Genomic DNA, 15,991 nt, shown 5'->3' on the forward strand with positions numbered 1-15,991 from the left:
GATGTGTATCAATCAGGACATGACCGTGGCTGGATGGTCAGGTATACACGCTCGAGGAGTCCCCCGTGTCCTTCGCTGAGCAGCTCGCACCGATTCTTCGCGCCACCTTGGAGATCCTTCGGGATGCTGGTCGTCCGCTCCAGCCTGATGACGTGCGGAGGGCGGTCAGCGAAAAGGTCTCCATCGCCCCGGAGTACCAAGGCCCGAACGCACACGGCCAAACGCGCTGGTGGGCACAGTTGGAATCCCGGACGGGCGAAGCGGCGTCGCTCGGCTGGATGATTAAGAGGAACGGCTGGTCGATCACAGTTTCGGGAATCCAAGCGCTGGAGGACTATCCCGAGGATCAGCTCTACCAAGAGCTGGGACGCCAGTATCAAGCTCGGCGGATACCCGTCCGGGGTCGCACATACGCCGATCCCCGCTGGAACGTGGTCTTGGAAGCCCTGGCCCATGTGAAGCCCGGCATGTGGACGACCTACGGCGACCTCGCCGAGCTGGTCGGCATGTCGGCGCAGTCGGTCGGCGGGTTCATGGCGGAGGTGTCGGAAGCGGGCAATCCTCATCGGGTCCTGCAGGCGGGCGGCCGGATCTCACCAGGGTTTCGTTGGCCGAATCCCCGACGGGCTGACGAGCCGCGCGCTGTCCTGGAAGCGGAAGGCTTGACCTTCGATCAGGCCGGACGGGCGAACCCGGCGCGCCGCGTCACGGCGGCCGACTTTCGTGACGCGCTGGCCGAGACCGAACTGCTTCCACAGGTTTCCCAGGCGACCGGCGAGATGTCCAGGCTCGACTCCGGTGACGTCCCGCTCGCTTTCGAGCAGTTCCAGCAGAACCTCGGATACGCGCGGCAACTCGTGCACGGGGGTCGCAGCCTGGAAAGACTCGGGGTGGGCGCCTTCGACGTCAGTGATCTCTACCGGGCCGCCTGGACCCAGGCTGTGGCGGCGCTGGACCACTGGGTCACTCGGGAGATCGTTGACCGGGCGATGGCGCTCGCGCTGCAGCCGGGAGTGCCGCGGCCGCCCAAGTTCAGCAAGCTGTCCATCCCCGTCGAACTGTTCGAGAAGGTTCACCACCACGATGAGCCCCTCGGAGAGGCTTTCCGCGTTCATCTGGAGCAGGTCTTCGGGTTCATGACCTTTCAGAACCCGGACAAGATCAAGGAAGGATTCGCCCACGTCAGTACGGTCAACCTCTGGGTGAAGGTCGCGGAGATCCTCACCGATCAGGACCCGGCGGCACCGATCACCTCCGATGGTGTGCGAAGCAGGCTGAGGGAGATCGCTTGGCGTCGGAACAACATCGCACATACGGCCGATCACGATCCGGATCAGCCTGGGAAGAAGGTGGACATCAGCGCCCGCGAAGCGGAGGAAACCATCTCCTGGCTCGAGTCGATGGCGATAGCCATCCAATTGGCGCTCGGAGATCCGCTGCCAGCCGTGGACTACGACGCCGCGCCGCTCGACGCGGGCCCTCTCGGAGCAGTCCCTGCGATTACCAAGGAGCGGCGGGCAGCGTTGTCGAGAGGACAGAGCAAGTGGGACGAGGACAGCCTCCTTCAGGCGCTTGAACAGTACTGTCCCGAGGATGTGGCCAGCACACTGTTGGCGGTATACCGGCATGCTGAACGCCACCCGGCGTTTCGCGGATACTACTTCGGTGAAGCCGTGTATCCATCGGTCACGGCATGGTTCAGTCTGGGGTCAGACGAGGCGGCCGTCTGGAGCATCTACACAGGCGTGAGCAAGTCAGTCCTATCGATCAATTTTGAATGGATGCGTAACCGGGGAGTTTCCACGGATCGTCTGGCGCGATTGGCGGACGCCCTCAGCGTCCTTTCCGGGTGGAGGCATGTTCAGGGTCAACTTCTCTCCGCGAATTACGCAAAACGTCCGTCTCTGGCACCGATGGCGCTCAAGCAGGCTGACGCCTCAGAAGTCGTCATATCTGCGCTTAATCAGCTCCTGACTACAACAGAAGGGGCATGACTGCGCCAGGACCTGACTGGCCCTGGACAGAATGCTCATCCCGGCCGACCGCATCAAGATGACCGGTCCCTGTCGAGCGCCGTTCGCGATCATCACCCGCGTGTCCGCGAATACCTCGGGCAGTCGCTTGAGTGCGTCTCGGAACAGTCCTATCGGACGCGTTTTCGCAAGTGAACGGCGCGGTGCGGGCGTTCTGTCGCTGGGTCTGTGGGCGTTCTGCCGGGACATGGGTGGGCGTTATGCCGGACACGCGCCACATCCGAGCCATCCACGAATCTGTTCGGACGTCAACTCGGTTTGCGCGTGCCTGTGTCCTAGGATTTCCACCACTGCATGGTCGGCGCGTCAAGGCGCGCGGGACGACGCCTGTAGCCGTGGTCCCCGCCGAGCACCGGCTCGCTCTCCACGACGGCGACGGACGGCGCGGCCACGGCCGCCGCGACCAGCCGCTCCAGCTCGGCCTCACGCCCCACCAGGACGGGGGAGACCACCCGGCCAGCCGCGTGCTTCATCCACCGCTCCCGCTCCTCGCCTGATCATCGGACATTTAACTGGAAGGAGGGGTAAATGTCACTGGATGCGCCGTGCGTCCTGAGGATCGCCCCGGACGCCTATACCCGAGCCGCCGGCCACACCTCGCGGATGCGGCCGGCGGCTTCGGCGCCCTGCCGTACCCCTGCCTCGTAGGCGGGGAGCCAGGAGGTGACCTCGCCGAGGTCGGAGCCGAAGACCTGGATGGTCTCGGCGTCGGGCGCGATCCGGACGACCGCGTCACCGGGCGGGTCGGCAGCGGGGAACAGGTGGGCGAGCGGCTCGACGAGGACCAGCACGCCGGCGCCGGCCGCCAGGGAAGCGTGGCTTCCGCCGCCGAAGGCGCCGTCCAGGTAGTGATGTCCGTTGACGGCGACCGGCGGGGTGGTGCCCGGCGCGGCCGAGCTGGCCGCGATGGCCGCGATCAGCGGCACCTCGCTGGTGCGATCCCATACCTGCGGCTCGCCGGTTTCGATGTTCACCGTGGTGATGAGCAGCGGCCGCTCGGGCCAGGCGCGGGCGGTGACCAGCCGGCCCATCCGCGTGAGGTGCTCCTCCTCGGTGATGGTCGCCGCCTCGAACGCCAGCCGCCCCACCCGCCGCAACGCCTCGGCGGGGGTCAGCGCGGGGTCGCCCAGCACGGCGAACACCTCCTCCTGCCGTACGGCGGGCGCCGGACGCGGCACGGCGGCGGAAGTGGGGACGGAGGCGCCGGGACGGGGAGCGGCGAAGCGGGTCAGGTCCTCGCCGGTGGCCAGCATGGCCCCCACGATCGCGCCCGCCGACGTACCGACGATCAGATCGGCCAGCGCCAGGTCCACGTCCCGGCGACCGAGTTCGGCCGCCAGGCCGGCCATCCACGCCGTGCCGACGAGGCCGCCCGGACCGAGCACGACAGCGGTTCCAACAGCAGGATCAAGGTGTGATGTCATGGCTGACAGCTTGCTACCTCAAGACCACTTGAGGTCAAGTCGGCCTGCTGCCGACCCCGGCCGGGCTCGTGTCGACGGCCCCGCCGGTCCCGGGTGAGTCGTCGTTGGTCATTTCCTGACCAGAGGCTCAGCGGGATGAGGTCGTCCTGACGTACAGCTCATCTGCTACTCTATGCTGTCAATTGATTACTTTCGGTAGCGATGGGAGCTCGGTGTGAAGGTCGCCTGTGTCGGCGGGGGACCCGCCAGCCTGTACTTCTCGATCCTGATGAAGCGGATGGACCCGTCCCACGACATCACCGTCTACGAGCGCAACGCGGCCGGGTCGACGTACGGCTGGGGCGTGACCTACTGGGACGAACTGCTCAAGAATCTCCACGGCGCCGACCACGAGTCCGCGCTCGCCATCCGAGAGAGCTCCGTCCGGTGGGACAGCTTCGTCGCGCACGTCCGCGACCGGTGGACGGTCACGGTGGAGAACGGGGACGAGGGCTTCGGCGTCGGCCGGCACCGGCTGCTCGACATCCTCACCGAGCGGGCCCGCTCTCTCGGCGTGCACGTCGAGTTCAATCACGAGGTCACCGGTGAGGAGGAGCTGGCCGACGCGGACCTCGTCGTCGCCGGCGACGGCGTCAACAGCGCGCTGCGCGAGCGCCACGCCGACCACTTCGGCCCCGAGATCGCGGTCGGGCGGAACATCTACACCTGGCTCGGCACCACCAAGGTCTTCGACGCCTTCACCTTCGCCTTCACGCAGACCGAGCACGGCTGGATCTGGTGCTACGGCTACGGGTTCAGCGAGACCCACAGCACCTGCGTCGTCGAGTGCTCGCCCGAGACCTGGAAGGGACTCGGGTTGCACCAGGCGAACGAGGCCGACAGCCTGGCCCTCCTGGAGAAGCTGTTCGCCGACATCCTGGACGGGCATCCGCTGATCGGCCGGGCGCACACCGACGGCAGCGCGCGCTGGCTGAACTTCCGCACCCTGACCAACCGGACGTGGTACCGCGGCAACCTGGTCCTGCTCGGCGACGCCGCGCACACCACGCACTACTCCATCGGCGCGGGCACCGCCCTCGCGCTGGCCGACGCCGCGTTCCTGGCCAGGGCGATCTACGAGGAACCGGAGCTCCAGCCCGCCCTCGCGCGTTACGAGCGGGAGCGCAAGGCCGCGCTCGTGTCCGCCCAGCGGGCGGCCGGCAACAGCGCCCGGTGGTACGAGAACCTCCCGCGCTACGTCGGCCTCCCACCGGAGCGGATGATCGCGCTGCTCGGCCAGCGGCACTCACGGGTCCTCCCGCACGTCCCGCCTGGGCTGTACTACCGGATGGACCAGCTGGCCGTGTGGCTGAAGTCAGTGCGCGGGTCCGGGCGCTGACGCGCGCCCTGACGCCCGTTCAGGACCGCCTCAGCCCCCCACCGGGAAGTTGGAGCGGAAGACGTTGTCCGGGTCGTGCTGGCGCTTGACGGCGCGCAGCCGGGCGAGGGCGGCGGGGGTGAAGGCGTCGGCCGCCGTCTCGCCAGGGTTGAGGAAGGTGTACGGCTTGCGACCGCTGACGGGGAGGGACCCGGCGAGGCCGCGTTGCCTGGCGGTGACGGCCGCGGCCGTGGCGGGGTCGGCGGGGATGCCGAACAGGTAGAGCGCGTAGGGCTCGGCCAGCGGGCCGTGCGGGCTGTCGGAGGGGCCGGCCAGCGCGCCGCCCAGGTGCCGGATCTGCACGCTGAGCAGCGGTGCGATGGGTTCCGCCAGGAGTGTCTTGACCGCGGTGTCGTCCAGGTCGGTCAGCAGCTCGCCGCGCGAGGAGCCCGCGCCCGGGTCGGTGGGCTCGGCGGTGATGGACCCCAGCTCCGCGACCGACATGACGCGCCTCGAATCCGACAGTGGCTGGGGGAGGCCGTCCAGCGGGGCCAGCAGGTCGCGGGCCTCGCTCTCGTCACCGATGTAGGTGGCGTCCACGGCGACCATGGGCGCGGAGCCGGGGAAATGGAGCAGGTCCAGCCAGGCGGTGAGCGTGTCGGGGGCGGCGGCGGTGATCCGCCGGTAGGCGTCGATGACGGCTTCGGCGTGCTCGCCGTCCCACAGCGTCCGCCCGCCGTACAGGTGCGGCGCGGGGTGCAGGGACAGCTCCAGGGCGGTGACGACGGCGAAGTCGCCGCCCCCGCCGCGCAGCGCCCAGAACAGGTCCGGGTCGGACTCGGCGGTGAGATGCCGCTGCCGGCCTTCGGCGTCGACGACGTCGAAGGCGGTGACGCTGTCGGCGACCCAGCCGTGGGCGCGGCCGAACCAGCTCAGTCCGCCGCCGAGGGCCACGCCGGTGACGCTGACGACGGGGGAGCTGCCGGGCAGGCCGGTCAGGCCGTACGGCGCGGCGGCGGCCTGCAGGCGGCCCGAGGGCACGCCCGCGCCGATGCGGGCCCGGCGGGTCGCCGGGTCGACGTGCAGGGCGTCCAGCCGGCGGGTGCGCAGCAGGATGGCGCCGTCGGTACGGCCGGTGGCGCCGTGCCCGTTCGGCTGGGTGGCGATGGCCAGCCCGGCGACGCGGGCGTGCCGGACGAGCGCGGCGATGTCGTCGGCGTCCGCGGCCTCGACCACGGCCGCCGCCGATTGCTCGACGGCCAGGTTCCAGGGACTGCGAGCGGCGTCGAAGCCGGGCTCGCCGGGCAGCCAGACCTGGCCGCGGACGACGGAGCGCAGAGTGCTCAGGGTGTTCATCGTTCTCTTTCTCGTGGTGGGGCGGGAGTCAGCCGGCGAAGATGGCCGGGGGGTCGCCGACGTATGAGGCGTTGTCGATGCGCATGCGGCGGATGACCCAGCGCTCGCCGTCCCCGATCAGCCCCACATCGTAGGGGTTCTTCGGCAGGGCGAACGTGTCGCGGTCGGCGGCCGGCAGATGCTGGGCCTCCACCAGCGCGGTCAGGCGCGATGGTTCCACTCTCGGCCGGGGCGAGTGGCGGATCAACGCGGCGCTGTGCAACGATCGTGAAGCCTGTGTTAACGATGAAGGGGTCGCATGCTGGAGCGGCACGAGCTGGAGGCGTTCCTCACCGTCGCCGAGGAGCTGCACTTCGGCCGCTCCGCCGAACGACTGCGTGTGTCCACCTCCCGCATCAGCCAGACCATCGCCAAGCTGGAGCGCCGCATCGGCGTCCCGCTGTTCAACCGGACCAGCCGCCGCGTCCGGCTGACCGCGGTGGGGCAGCAGCTGTACGAGGAGACGCGCCCCGCCTGGGACCAGATCGGCGCCGCGCTGCTGCGTGCCATCGACACCGGCCGCGGCCTCACCGGCACGCTCCGGGTCGCCTTCGTCGGCGCGGCCGGCGGCCAGCTGCTCGTCGGGGCCACCGAGCTGTTCCGGCAACGCCGGCCTGACTGCGAGGTCCGGCTCCGCGAGGCGCAGATGGTCGACCTCATGCCGTGGCTGCGGAGCGGCGAGGTGGACCTCGCCCTGGGCACGTTCCCGATCCACGAGTCCGACATCGTCACCGGGCCCGTACTGGTGTCCGAAGCGCGGATGCTGGCTGTGCCCGCCCAGCACCCCTTCGCCCGCCGCGCATCGGTGTCCCTGGACGACCTGGCCAGAGTGAAGCTGCTGCAACTGCCGGACACGCTGCCCGACTCCCTGCGCGACGATCGGACCCCGCGGACCACCCCCGCCGGGCGGCCGATCGAGCCAGGTCCCTCCGCCTCCACCTTCAACGAGATGCTCACCCTCATCGGCGCCGGGCACGGCGTCTTTCCCGTCGGCGCGCAGGCCAGGCGCTACTACGCCCGCCCCGACGTCGCCTACGTCCCCTTCAGCGACGCCCAGCCACTGCGATGGGGACTGCTCTGGCGCGCCGAAGGCGCGACCGCCCGCGTCCACGCCTTCGCCGAGGCCGCCCACGATCTGGTCCGCGCCCGTACCTGACGACGCACCCGCCCGCCGTCCCCTCCCCGCTCCCCGTCCTAGTCCCCGTCAGCATCCGGGACCGGGAGGGGGCGGAGCGGGACCGGGGTGGAGACGACGATCGACGTCGTCGTCTGACCGTGGATGACGAAACGGTCGATGATCTCCTCCAGCCCGGGCATCGACGGCGCGTGGACTTTCAGGATGAAGCAGTCGTCTCCGGTGATCCGGTGGCACTCGACCACGCTCGGCGTTCGGCGGGCGGCCTCGGCGACCTTGTGGAGCTGGCCGGGGCCGGGCCGGATGCGGACGAGCGCGGTCACGGTCATGCCGAGGGCCTCGGGCGCGACGTCCATGTGGAAGCCGGTGATGACGCCGGAGCGTTGGAGGCGCTGCACGCGTTCGGTGACCGCGGGAGCGGACATGCCGACCCGACGCGCGAGCTCGGACATCGACAGGCGAGGGTCGGCGTGCAGCTCGGCGAGCAACCGTGCGTTGACGGTGTCGATCGCCCTGGGGTCATAGGAGGTATGGCCTGAAGGCCTTGAATTCAACGGCAATTACGGCCCCTCACCTTAAGTAAGGCATTCAGTTGGGATGTCGCAGTTTGCAACGCTACTCCGGTGAAGTTGCCCGCCAATCCGGCGCACGCCACGTCGCGCCTGCGTGACCGGGTGCCGCCGCAGGCGTTCTTCGGCGTGAGCGCCGTCTTCCACTACCTCGGACCGGCGTTCGCCGTCATGCTGTTGGAGCACGTCGGCGTGCTCGGGGTCGCCTGGCTCCGGATCTTCGGTGCCGCGGTGGTGTTCGCCGTCTGGCGCCGGCCGTGGCGGCTGGCCGGGCGGCTGCGGCCCGCGCAGCTCGGCCTGCTCCTCGCGCTGGGCGTGGTGCTGGCGGCCATGAACACCGTGTTCTACCTGGCCTGCGCCCGTATCCCACTGTCCACCGTCGGAGCGATCGAGTTCCTCGGCACGCTCGTGCTGGCCACGATCGGCATGCGCAACGGCCGCAACCTGCTCGCGCTCGTGCTCGCCGTCGGCGGGGTTGTCGCTCTCGCCGACATCAGGCTCGTGGACGAGCCTCTGGGGTTCGTCTTCGCGTTCGCCAACTGCGCGCTGTTCCTCGTGTACGTCATCCTCAGCCACCGCATCGCCAACACCGGCTCGGGCCTGAGCGGGATCGACCAGCTGGGCGCCGCCATGCTGATCGCCGCCGTCGCTGTGACGCCGTACGGTCTGGGCGACGCCACGGCAGCCTTCGCGCACCCGTCCTGGCTGCTCGCCGGGCTTGGCGTCGCCGTGTGCTCCTCGGTCATCCCCTACGTCACCGACCAGCTGGCGATGGCTCGCCTGCGCCGGGCGACCTTCGCGCTCATGCTCAGCATCCTTCCGGCGACCGCCACCGTCATCGGCCTGGCCGTGCTGGCCCAGGCCCCGACGGTCCAGGATCTCGCGGGCATCGCGCTGATCACGGCAGGCGTCGCGATCCACCAGGAACCCTCTGAGGAGAAGACAGCATGAAGTACGCGAGGCTCGGCACGTCCGGGCTGAAGGTGTCACGCATCTGCCTGGGCATGATGACCTTCGGCGACACCGTCACGAGGCGGTGGCACCTGGAGGAGGAGGCCGCGGAGCCCATCGTCAAGCAGGCGGCCGAGTCGGGCGTGACGTTCTTCGACACCGCTGACATATATTCCGGCGGGGTCAGCGAGGAGATCACCGGGCGGCTGCTCGCCCGCCTGTTCCCCCATCGCGATGACTACGTGCTCGCCACGAAGGTCTACTATCCGACCGGGTCCGGCCCCAACGACCGCGGACTGTCCCGCAGGCACATCATGGCCGCGATCGACGCCTCGCTACGCCGGTTGGGCACCGACTACGTCGACCTGTACCAGATCCACCGGCTGGATCGAGAAACGCCGATCGAGGAGACCATGGAGGCCCTGCACGATGTCGTCAAAGCCGGGAAGGCGCGTTATCTCGGGGCGTCCAGCATGAGCGCGTGGGAGTTCGCCAAGGCCCAGTACACCGCCCGGGCCGCAGGGTGGACGCGGTTCGTGTCGATGCAGAACCACTACAACCTGGTGTACCGGGAAGAGGAGCGGGAGATGATCCCGCTCTGCCGGGACCAGGGCGTCGCCGTGATCCCCTACAGCCCACTCGCACGCGGCATGCTCGCCGGCAACCGCACCCGCGACGGACGGCCCACCACCATGCGGGCCGGCACCGACCCCCTCGCCGAGTCGCGGCACGACGAGGCCGACTTCGACGTCGTCGACGCGGTGAGGGCGCTCGCCGCCGAGCGTGACCGGTCACCGGCCCAGATCTCACTCGCCTGGCTGCTCGGCAGGCCCGGCGTGACGGCACCCGTCATCGGCGCCACCAAGGTCCACCACATCGACGAGGCGGTCGCGGCCCTGGACGTGACACTGACCGGGGGAGAGACCGCCCGGCTCGAGGCACCGTACCGGCCACATCCCGTCAGCGGACATGAGTGATCACCGGTCGTGCGGTCCGGCGCACGCGAAGGCGCGGGGGGAGCGCGCACCCATCCGGTCAGGTCGGCCGGCCTGCCGGGCTGATCACCGGGTGAGCCGGATCTGGCGGGTGATGGTGGGGTCGGTGATGGCGGTGTCGGCGGCCAGCAGGAACGCCTTGGACAGGATGACCGACAGCATGCCGCCGTCCTCCTCGAAGGGCAGGAAGACCCGGTCGCCGGTGCCGCGGGGGACGATGCAGAGGTAGGCGCCGTCGGGCTCCATGAGGATGTTGCCGGAGCCAAGGTGGATCTTGTAGGTGCGCAGGTCGCCCCGGACCACCAGGAACCGGTCGGTCAGCGTGCACCGGTCGGCGATGCTCGTACGGGAGATCAGCCGGGACAGCGCGTCCCGGCGGACCTCGGCGGAGGGGGGCAGCTGCCCGAACGAGCTCGTCCGCCAGTAGTCCCGCAGCCCGTCCACGCCCTGGTCGGTCCACTCCGGGTCGGCCGCGATCGAGGTGACCGCGACGAACAGGTCCACGTCGCGCATCGCCTCGCTGAACACCAGCGGCGGCACCTCCGCCAGCGGCGCCAGGCGCCAGCCGCCGTCGGCGAGCCGGTGGAAGCGGACCTGGTCGGTGGCGGCGTAACCGTGGTCGTGCCAGGCGTACTCGTGGCAGAACGACGCCCGCCACCGGCCCCCGGCCAGCATCCGCCGGGCCTCGCCGGAGCCGCCGCCGTCCCACGGGCCGAGGCGGTCCGCGGCCCAGCCGCGCTGTTTGAACAGCGCGTACAGCTTGTGGTAGCTCACGACGTGGCCGGCGAACCGGTTGGAGTAGACCTCCGTCGCCTCCTCGGCGGGCGTCAGCAGGTAGACCTCGCGGAACGCCTGCTTGAACGGCTGCCGCAGCTCCTTGCCCTGCACCACCTCCCGCCAGGCGGTCACCTCCTCCACCGAGGCGCGCGCCGGATGCCACAGCCGCACCGGCACATCGGGGACGCTCAGCCCCAGCTCGGCGCGCCACTCGCCGGGGGAGACCTCGAACTCCCAGATCAGCCGGTCCGCGACCGGCTGCCCCTCCAGCCGCCGGTACGGCGGCGTGACCTCGCTCGGGTATCCGGCCTCCAGCGCCCTGACCAGGGTCACCTGCTGCTGCTTCACCCGCTTGGCCAGCTCGCGCAGCCGTCTGACCTCGTCACCGTGCTCGCGTCTGGCCGCCGCCGGGACCGACCTGAGCTTCCTGTCCCCGTGCCACCACGACAGCTCGACCGCTCCCTCGGTCGAGATCACCGCCGTGTGCTCGCCGACCGCCTGCCGCACCCGCCCGTCGGGCAGCCGGAACGCCACCTCCACCCGCTCGGCCAGGGCCGGCTCGATCCGCTTGAGCATGCGGTCGAGCTGCTTGGGAACCCCGGCGTGCCTGGTCGCCCCCCGGGCGGCGCGCAGTGCCGAGATCGCCTCGGGGGTCGGATGGTCCTCCACGGCGCGGGCGATCTCGAACAGCACTCCCTGTGAGGGCAGCGTCCTGGCCTGCGTGGGCGCCACCGCCACGCCCGGCAGCAGCCGCTCCAGCACCCCGGGCAGCCACGGCTCGTCGCGGAACAGCGCCATCCGCGCGGCCCGCCCGATGGCGTCCCTCTCCCCGGCCTCGAACGCCTTGTCCGCCTTGTACGGGATGTCCCCGGCGTGGATGGCGGCGACCCGAGCCTCGGCGGTCTCCAGGGTCGCCCGGACCAGATCGAGGTAGCCGGGCACGCCGGCCAGCCGTTCCCTGACGTCGGGCAGCGGCGGCCAGGAGTTGTACGAGCGCTCCTGGACGGACTCGGCGAACAGCGCCCGCCGCTCCGCGTCCCAGCCGAGCACCAGCTCCACCTCGGCGACGGCGATCGGCCCGCGCCCCGCGGTGAGCCGCTCCGCCACCTCGGCGTCCATCCCGGCGAGCCCGGCGACCGCCAACAGCGCGAACGGGTTGTCCAGGCGGTTCTCGGCCAGCAGGAAGCCGACCAGCGCGCGGGCGGGCCCGGCCAGCCGCTCCAGCGGCGGCCCGTCCGGGCAGCGCACCAGCGCGCCGGCGGCGAAGCACATGTCGGCCCACTTGCGGCCGGGCAGTCCCTCCACCAGAGCGTCGAACAGATCCGCGCACGCCTCGGTCGTGAACAGCGGCTGCCGCTCCTTGGCCGCCTCCTCCACCGCGAAGCGGGCCGGCATGGCGCTCGCCGACCGGCGCACGACCCGGTAGGCCGCGGGCAGGAGCGCACCGAGCTCGAACGCGCCGAGCCGGGTGGCGTCGGGCCACGGCGAGGTGTCCTCCGTGACTCCGGTCATCAGGTCCAGCAGGTGGCGCGCCGGGGGAGATAGCCGCATGCGGAAGATCCTGCCGGACGCGGCCGACAGATTCCCCAAGGGGTCGGGTCAGCCCCCGACCAGGGGCACCAGTTTCACGAAGGAGATCACCGGGTCGACGGTCAGGTCGATCACCTCGGCCAGGTCCTCGATCTGCCGGTCGCCGACGAGCAGCAGGAAGCCGTTGCGCGCGAACGCGGCCTCGGCGGCGTCGGCCTGCCGCTCCCAGTCGAGCCGCCGGGGGGCGCGCATCCGGTGGCCGTTCAGCTCGGTCTCGGCGTCCGTCGGCTTCACCAGGCCGCGGAAACGGGAGGAGGGGGCGGCGTTGTGGCGGGCCACCTCCTCGCGGACGCGGAGGCGTACCAGCTCCCGGGCCGAGATCCGCTCGGGCAGGTCCGGGAGGGAGAACTCCTCCAGGGCCCGGCCCGTCGCCGTCTCATCGCGAAATGTCACCGATGCCATCGAGCATTTCCGTTCCTATGAGATGTCGTGCAGGGATGGCTGAGCGGGAGCGGTGGCCGGCGCCTGTCCGAGGCGTGCCCGTACCAGCAGGTCGTGCAGGGCGTCGTGTGCCGTCGGCGCGTCGGGCAGCGACGAGGACTGCCGCGCCTCGGCCAGCTCGGCGGTCAGGCGGTCCACGTCCTCGGCCGCGCCCGGCACGGGAGGCGCCGCGCCGTGCTCGGCCTCGCGCTTGGCGGCGACCAGGTCGGGGAGGTACGGCGGGCCGTACCCGTACAGGCGCGTCAGGTCGGCCTCGACCTGGCCCGCCCGCATGAGGTGCAGGCCGGTCAGGAGCACCCGGAACGTGTACAGCAGCGGCTTGAGCCGGTCCGTCTTCTCGAACAGCCGCCACTGCGTCCGGGCGAACCCGAGGTAGTGGTGGGCGTGGTGCCGGGTCAGGCAGGCCGGCGCGAGCGCGACGAGCTCCTTGTGCAGCGGCGACGCGGCCACGACCAGCGGCGACAGGAGCTGCTCCAGCACGTAGCCGTTGCGGTTCAGCAGCAGCCGGCAGAACTTGGCCAGGTCGTGCGTGACGAGGTCGACCTCCACGCCCTCCCGGGTCCACGTCCGGTCCAGCGTGTCCGGGCCGGTGCGCAGGCCCACGACCTGCTCGGCGGGCAGCACGTGCACGCCGCGCAGGTCCACGTCCGAGTCGGCCGACGGGAAGCCGTACAGGTGCGCGCCGCTGATCGTGGCGAACGCCAGGGGGTACGGCTGCTCGCCGGGGATCTCCGGCAGCCAGGCGGGCAGTCTCACAGATGCCCCCTGCGCACGTCCATCAGGAACTCCTCCACCCGTTCCCGGTCCGGTACGGCCGGCAGGACGCCGCGCCCGGCGTCCAGTTCGGCGGTGAGCTCGGCGTTCAGCGCGGCCCGCCAGGCGTCGACCTCCGCCCACGGCGCCTCGCCCCGCCGGACGCTCAGCAGCCGGTCCCGGAAGGCGTCCATCCGCACCAGCGGCTCGCCGTGCCGGATCAGGTGCAGCCCGCTCAGCAGCAGCCTGATCATGTGCATGGCCTGCTTCCAGTTCGGCGCCGCCGGGTCGAGCCGGCGGAACTGGGCGTCGGCGTACCCGGCGAACGTCTCGTGCGCCCGCTGCGACAGGAACGCACCGCGCAGCTCCAGCAGCCGCTCCCCGTACGGGGTGACGACCTCCACGAGCGGCGACCACAGGCACTCCAGCACCGTCGGGTTGGCGGCGAGGCAGAGCGCGCAGAACCGCTCCACCTCCCAGGAGAACTGCTCCGGCAGCGGCCCGTCGCGGTGCGTGGGCGGCTTGTCCAGCCGCCAGAAGTCCTCGGTGGGCGCCGCGAACACCCCGCGCCGGTCGGTGTCGGAGCCGCTGGAATCGAGGCCGTACGCGCGCGAGCCCGTCACCACGGACAGGAGGAGGTCGTCGCCCAGACGGGCGTCGGACAGGGGAGGCGGCGTCGTCGGGTCGCCCAGCAGCTCACCGGGACCGTTCACGGGTCACCCTTCCGTGGGGGCGGTACGAGGAGGAGGCCGCAGAGCGGCCGTGATCGACCACCGTATCGGGATATATCGGTGAATGTCCTCTGGGATTTCCGGGCGTCACGACGGCGAGGCTGCACGGGATCTCGACGCTCTCCCCGCGGGAACGCCACACCGGTGTGCTTGGCTCGGACCATGATCCAGAACCGAGGGACGATGCCGCCCGATCCGATCTCCTACCTCGACCAGGTGGCCGCGAGCGTCCCGGGCCGCGCCTACAAGCGGCGGGTGCTCCGCCTGCTCGACCTCCGGCCGGGCCAGACGGTGGTGGACATGGGCTGCGGGCCCGGGACCGATCTGGGGACGATGGCGGCGGCGGTCGCGCCGGGCGGCCGGGTCGTCGGCGTCGACCGCGATCCCGCCATGGTGGCCGAGGCCGCCGCCCGGGTGGGGGGACGGCCCGGCGTCGAGATCCGCTCCGGCGACGTGCACGCCCTTCCGCTGAGTGACGGCAGCGTCGATCGGGCCCGCACCGACCGGGTGCTCCAGCACGTCGAGGACCCCGCCGGGGCGCTGGCCGAGTTCCGGCGGGTGGCCCGCCCCGGGGGACGGATCGTCATGGCCGAACCCGACTGGGAGGGCCTGCTGATCGACTCGCGGGATCCGGACATGGGCCGCGGCCTGACCCGGTTCATCACCACGAAGATCGTCCGCAACGCGACCGTCGGCCGCGGCCTCGCGCGGCTGTGCGCCGAGGCGGGGCTGACCGTCCGCTCCGTGGTCGCCGTGGCGCCGGTGCTCCGCGACTTCGACACCGCCGACCGGCTGCTGGGACTGCGCCGCAACGTGCTCAGGGCCGTGGAGGCGGGCCGTCTGGGCACGGCCGCGGAGGAATGGGTGGAGGAGCTGCGGGGACGGCCGTTCCTGGCGTCGTTCCTGATGTTCCTGGTGACGGCCGAGGCCGGAGTCTGAGGGAGGGGCCGCGAGCGAGGAGGCGGGTGGTGACCGGCTGGCCGAGGAGGATTCCGGCGAAGACCAGGGCCAGGCCGAGGAGCTGCTGCGCCGTGAGCGTCTCGCCGGCCACCACCGTGCCGAGCAGGACGCCGGTCAGCGGGTTGAGCAGCCCGATGAGCCCGACCGTCCCGGCGCTCAGGTGCCGCAGCCCCGTGAACCAGGCCGCGAAGGCCAGCGCGGTCGCCACGATCGTCACGTACCCGAACCCGAGCACCGCGGGCCCGTCCAGCGACGGCGGCGCGCCCTCCACCGCGACGGCGACGGGGACCAGCACGACGCCCCCGGCGATGAGCTGCCACGACGTCAGCGAGAACACGTCGACCGTCGGGCTCCACTTCTTGGCCAGCACGTAACCGTACGACGACATCGTCATCGCCACGACGGAGGCCAGCACCCCGGTCGCGTTCACGGTGGCCGTGCCCCTCAGCAGCAGGAGGCAGACGCCGGCGATCCCGATGGCCGCGCCGGCCATGTGCGCCGCCCGTGGGCGCTCTGACAGCGCGGCCCAGGCGAACAGCATCATCACCACGGGCGAGGTCGCCATGATCGTCGAGGCGATGCTCGACGGCAGCGTCTGGGCCGCGAGGTAGACCAGGGCGAAGAACGCGCCCATGTTCAGGGTGCCGAGCACCAGCGACCTCCACCACCACGACCCTCGCGGAAGCCGTCTGCGGATGAGGAGGAGGAGCAGCCCGGCGGGCAGCGCCCGGATGGCGCCGCCGTACAGGGGGCTGTCGGCCGGCAGGAACCGGTGGGTGACGAGGTACGCGGCGCCCCATGCCAGCGGGGCGATCGCGGTGACCGGAGCCCACCGCAGACTGGCTTCCATGGAAGACAATGTAGCTTCCTTGGAAGCTAT

Annotated in this window: 15 protein-coding genes and 1 pseudogene; 6 read left to right on the forward strand and 10 right to left on the reverse strand. The window is 71.0% G+C overall.

Features of this window, described 5'->3' with window-relative positions:
• The first annotated feature begins 65 nt into the window (after window positions 1-65).
• Complete coding sequence (locus tag MTP10_RS19080; protein ID WP_310710823.1) at window positions 66-1,994, forward strand: MGMT family protein; 1,929 nt, start codon at window positions 66-68, stop codon at window positions 1,992-1,994.
• Window positions 1,995-2,308: 314 nt separating this feature from the next.
• Here MTP10_RS19080 and MTP10_RS19085 read toward each other — a convergent pair whose 3' ends face one another.
• Window positions 2,309-2,506 carry a hypothetical protein gene (locus tag MTP10_RS19085; RefSeq protein WP_310710824.1) on the reverse strand — a complete coding sequence of 66 codons (198 nt, stop codon included), beginning with the start codon at window positions 2,504-2,506 and terminating at the stop codon, window positions 2,309-2,311.
• A gap of 99 nt (window positions 2,507-2,605) precedes the next feature.
• Window positions 2,606-3,457: a patatin-like phospholipase family protein gene (locus MTP10_RS19090; RefSeq protein ID WP_310710825.1), complete on the reverse strand. Its 852-nt coding sequence runs from the start codon at window positions 3,455-3,457 to the stop codon at window positions 2,606-2,608.
• A gap of 214 nt (window positions 3,458-3,671) precedes the next feature.
• Here MTP10_RS19090 and MTP10_RS19095 point away from each other — a divergent pair, with 214 nt between their 5' ends.
• Complete coding sequence (locus tag MTP10_RS19095; RefSeq protein WP_310710826.1) at window positions 3,672-4,835, forward strand: FAD-dependent monooxygenase; 1,164 nt, start codon at window positions 3,672-3,674, stop codon at window positions 4,833-4,835.
• Window positions 4,836-4,865: 30 nt separating this feature from the next.
• Here MTP10_RS19095 and MTP10_RS19100 read toward each other — a convergent pair whose 3' ends face one another.
• Entirely contained in the window at window positions 4,866-6,170 is a 1,305-nt protein-coding gene (locus MTP10_RS19100) for an FAD-binding oxidoreductase (RefSeq protein ID WP_310710827.1), read from the reverse strand.
• A 28-nt stretch (window positions 6,171-6,198) separates the two neighbouring features.
• Complete coding sequence (locus tag MTP10_RS19105; protein ID WP_310710828.1) at window positions 6,199-6,390, reverse strand: hypothetical protein; 192 nt, start codon at window positions 6,388-6,390, stop codon at window positions 6,199-6,201.
• A 78-nt stretch (window positions 6,391-6,468) separates the two neighbouring features.
• Here MTP10_RS19105 and MTP10_RS19110 point away from each other — a divergent pair, with 78 nt between their 5' ends.
• Window positions 6,469-7,365, forward strand: a complete 897-nt coding sequence (locus MTP10_RS19110) for a LysR family transcriptional regulator (RefSeq protein ID WP_310710829.1) — start codon at window positions 6,469-6,471, stop codon at window positions 7,363-7,365.
• Window positions 7,366-7,403: 38 nt separating this feature from the next.
• On the opposite strand, the gene MTP10_RS19115 is transcribed toward MTP10_RS19110, so the two are convergent.
• A complete protein-coding gene (locus MTP10_RS19115) occupies window positions 7,404-7,904 on the reverse strand; it encodes an Lrp/AsnC family transcriptional regulator (RefSeq protein WP_310710830.1) in 501 nt (166 codons plus the stop codon).
• 63 nt (window positions 7,905-7,967) lie between these two features.
• On the opposite strand from MTP10_RS19115, the gene MTP10_RS19120 reads away from it, so the two are divergent.
• Together MTP10_RS19120 and MTP10_RS19125 are read left to right on the forward strand one after the other, a co-directional pair.
• The gene (locus MTP10_RS19120; RefSeq protein ID WP_310710831.1) at window positions 7,968-8,864 is read left to right on the forward strand and encodes an EamA family transporter; all 897 of its coding nucleotides are present in this window, start codon (window positions 7,968-7,970) and stop codon (window positions 8,862-8,864) included.
• The gene (locus MTP10_RS19125; RefSeq protein WP_310710832.1) at window positions 8,861-9,841 is read left to right on the forward strand and encodes an aldo/keto reductase; all 981 of its coding nucleotides are present in this window, start codon (window positions 8,861-8,863) and stop codon (window positions 9,839-9,841) included. The genes MTP10_RS19120 and MTP10_RS19125 overlap by 4 nt, the downstream gene beginning before the upstream one ends.
• Before the next feature lie 84 nt (window positions 9,842-9,925).
• Here the strand turns inward: MTP10_RS19125 and MTP10_RS19130 are convergent, their stop codons facing one another.
• From MTP10_RS19130 to MTP10_RS19145, 4 genes are read right to left on the reverse strand one after another with little or no spacing between them, the layout of a single operon-like run.
• Window positions 9,926-12,187, reverse strand: a complete 2,262-nt coding sequence (locus MTP10_RS19130; RefSeq protein ID WP_310710833.1) for a DUF4132 domain-containing protein — start codon at window positions 12,185-12,187, stop codon at window positions 9,926-9,928.
• Between the two features lie 48 nt (window positions 12,188-12,235).
• Entirely contained in the window at window positions 12,236-12,628 is a 393-nt protein-coding gene (locus MTP10_RS19135; RefSeq protein WP_310710834.1) for a hypothetical protein, read from the reverse strand.
• 15 nt (window positions 12,629-12,643) lie between these two features.
• Window positions 12,644-13,423 carry a DNA polymerase beta superfamily protein gene (locus MTP10_RS19140; protein WP_310710835.1) on the reverse strand — a complete coding sequence of 260 codons (780 nt, stop codon included), beginning with the start codon at window positions 13,421-13,423 and terminating at the stop codon, window positions 12,644-12,646.
• The gene (locus MTP10_RS19145; RefSeq protein WP_310710836.1) at window positions 13,420-14,133 is read right to left on the reverse strand and encodes a DNA polymerase beta superfamily protein; all 714 of its coding nucleotides are present in this window, start codon (window positions 14,131-14,133) and stop codon (window positions 13,420-13,422) included. The genes MTP10_RS19140 and MTP10_RS19145 overlap by 4 nt, the downstream gene beginning before the upstream one ends.
• A 201-nt stretch (window positions 14,134-14,334) precedes the next feature.
• Here MTP10_RS19145 and MTP10_RS19150 point away from each other — a divergent pair.
• Window positions 14,335-14,883, forward strand: a pseudogene (locus MTP10_RS19150) (methyltransferase domain-containing protein); the annotation flags it as partial.
• A gap of 85 nt (window positions 14,884-14,968) precedes the next feature.
• On the opposite strand, the gene MTP10_RS19155 reads toward MTP10_RS19150, so the two are convergent.
• On the reverse strand, window positions 14,969-15,961 hold the full coding sequence (locus MTP10_RS19155) for a DMT family transporter (protein ID WP_310710837.1): 993 nt from the start codon (window positions 15,959-15,961) through the stop codon (window positions 14,969-14,971).
• Window positions 15,962-15,991 lie beyond the last annotated feature (30 nt).

Source organism: Nonomuraea sp. 3-1Str (genome assembly GCF_031570565.1).
GTDB lineage: Bacteria > Actinomycetota > Actinomycetes > Streptosporangiales > Streptosporangiaceae > Nonomuraea.

Excerpts from the sequence above, each read along its gene's own strand:
- MTP10_RS19085 (WP_310710824.1), bottom strand. The coding sequence starts at position 2,506 with ATGAAGCACGCGGCTGGCCGGGTGGTCTCCCCCGTCCTGGTGGGGCGT.
- MTP10_RS19090 (WP_310710825.1), bottom strand. The coding sequence starts at position 3,457 with ATGACATCACACCTTGATCCTGCTGTTGGAACCGCTGTCGTGCTCGGT.
- MTP10_RS19100 (WP_310710827.1), bottom strand. The coding sequence starts at position 6,170 with ATGAACACCCTGAGCACTCTGCGCTCCGTCGTCCGCGGCCAGGTCTGG.
- MTP10_RS19110 (WP_310710829.1), top strand. The coding sequence starts at position 6,469 with ATGCTGGAGCGGCACGAGCTGGAGGCGTTCCTCACCGTCGCCGAGGAG.
- MTP10_RS19125 (WP_310710832.1), top strand. The coding sequence starts at position 8,861 with ATGAAGTACGCGAGGCTCGGCACGTCCGGGCTGAAGGTGTCACGCATC.
- MTP10_RS19130 (WP_310710833.1), bottom strand. The coding sequence starts at position 12,187 with ATGCGGCTATCTCCCCCGGCGCGCCACCTGCTGGACCTGATGACCGGA.
- MTP10_RS19135 (WP_310710834.1), bottom strand. The coding sequence starts at position 12,628 with ATGGCATCGGTGACATTTCGCGATGAGACGGCGACGGGCCGGGCCCTG.
- MTP10_RS19155 (WP_310710837.1), bottom strand. The coding sequence starts at position 15,961 with ATGGAAGCCAGTCTGCGGTGGGCTCCGGTCACCGCGATCGCCCCGCTG.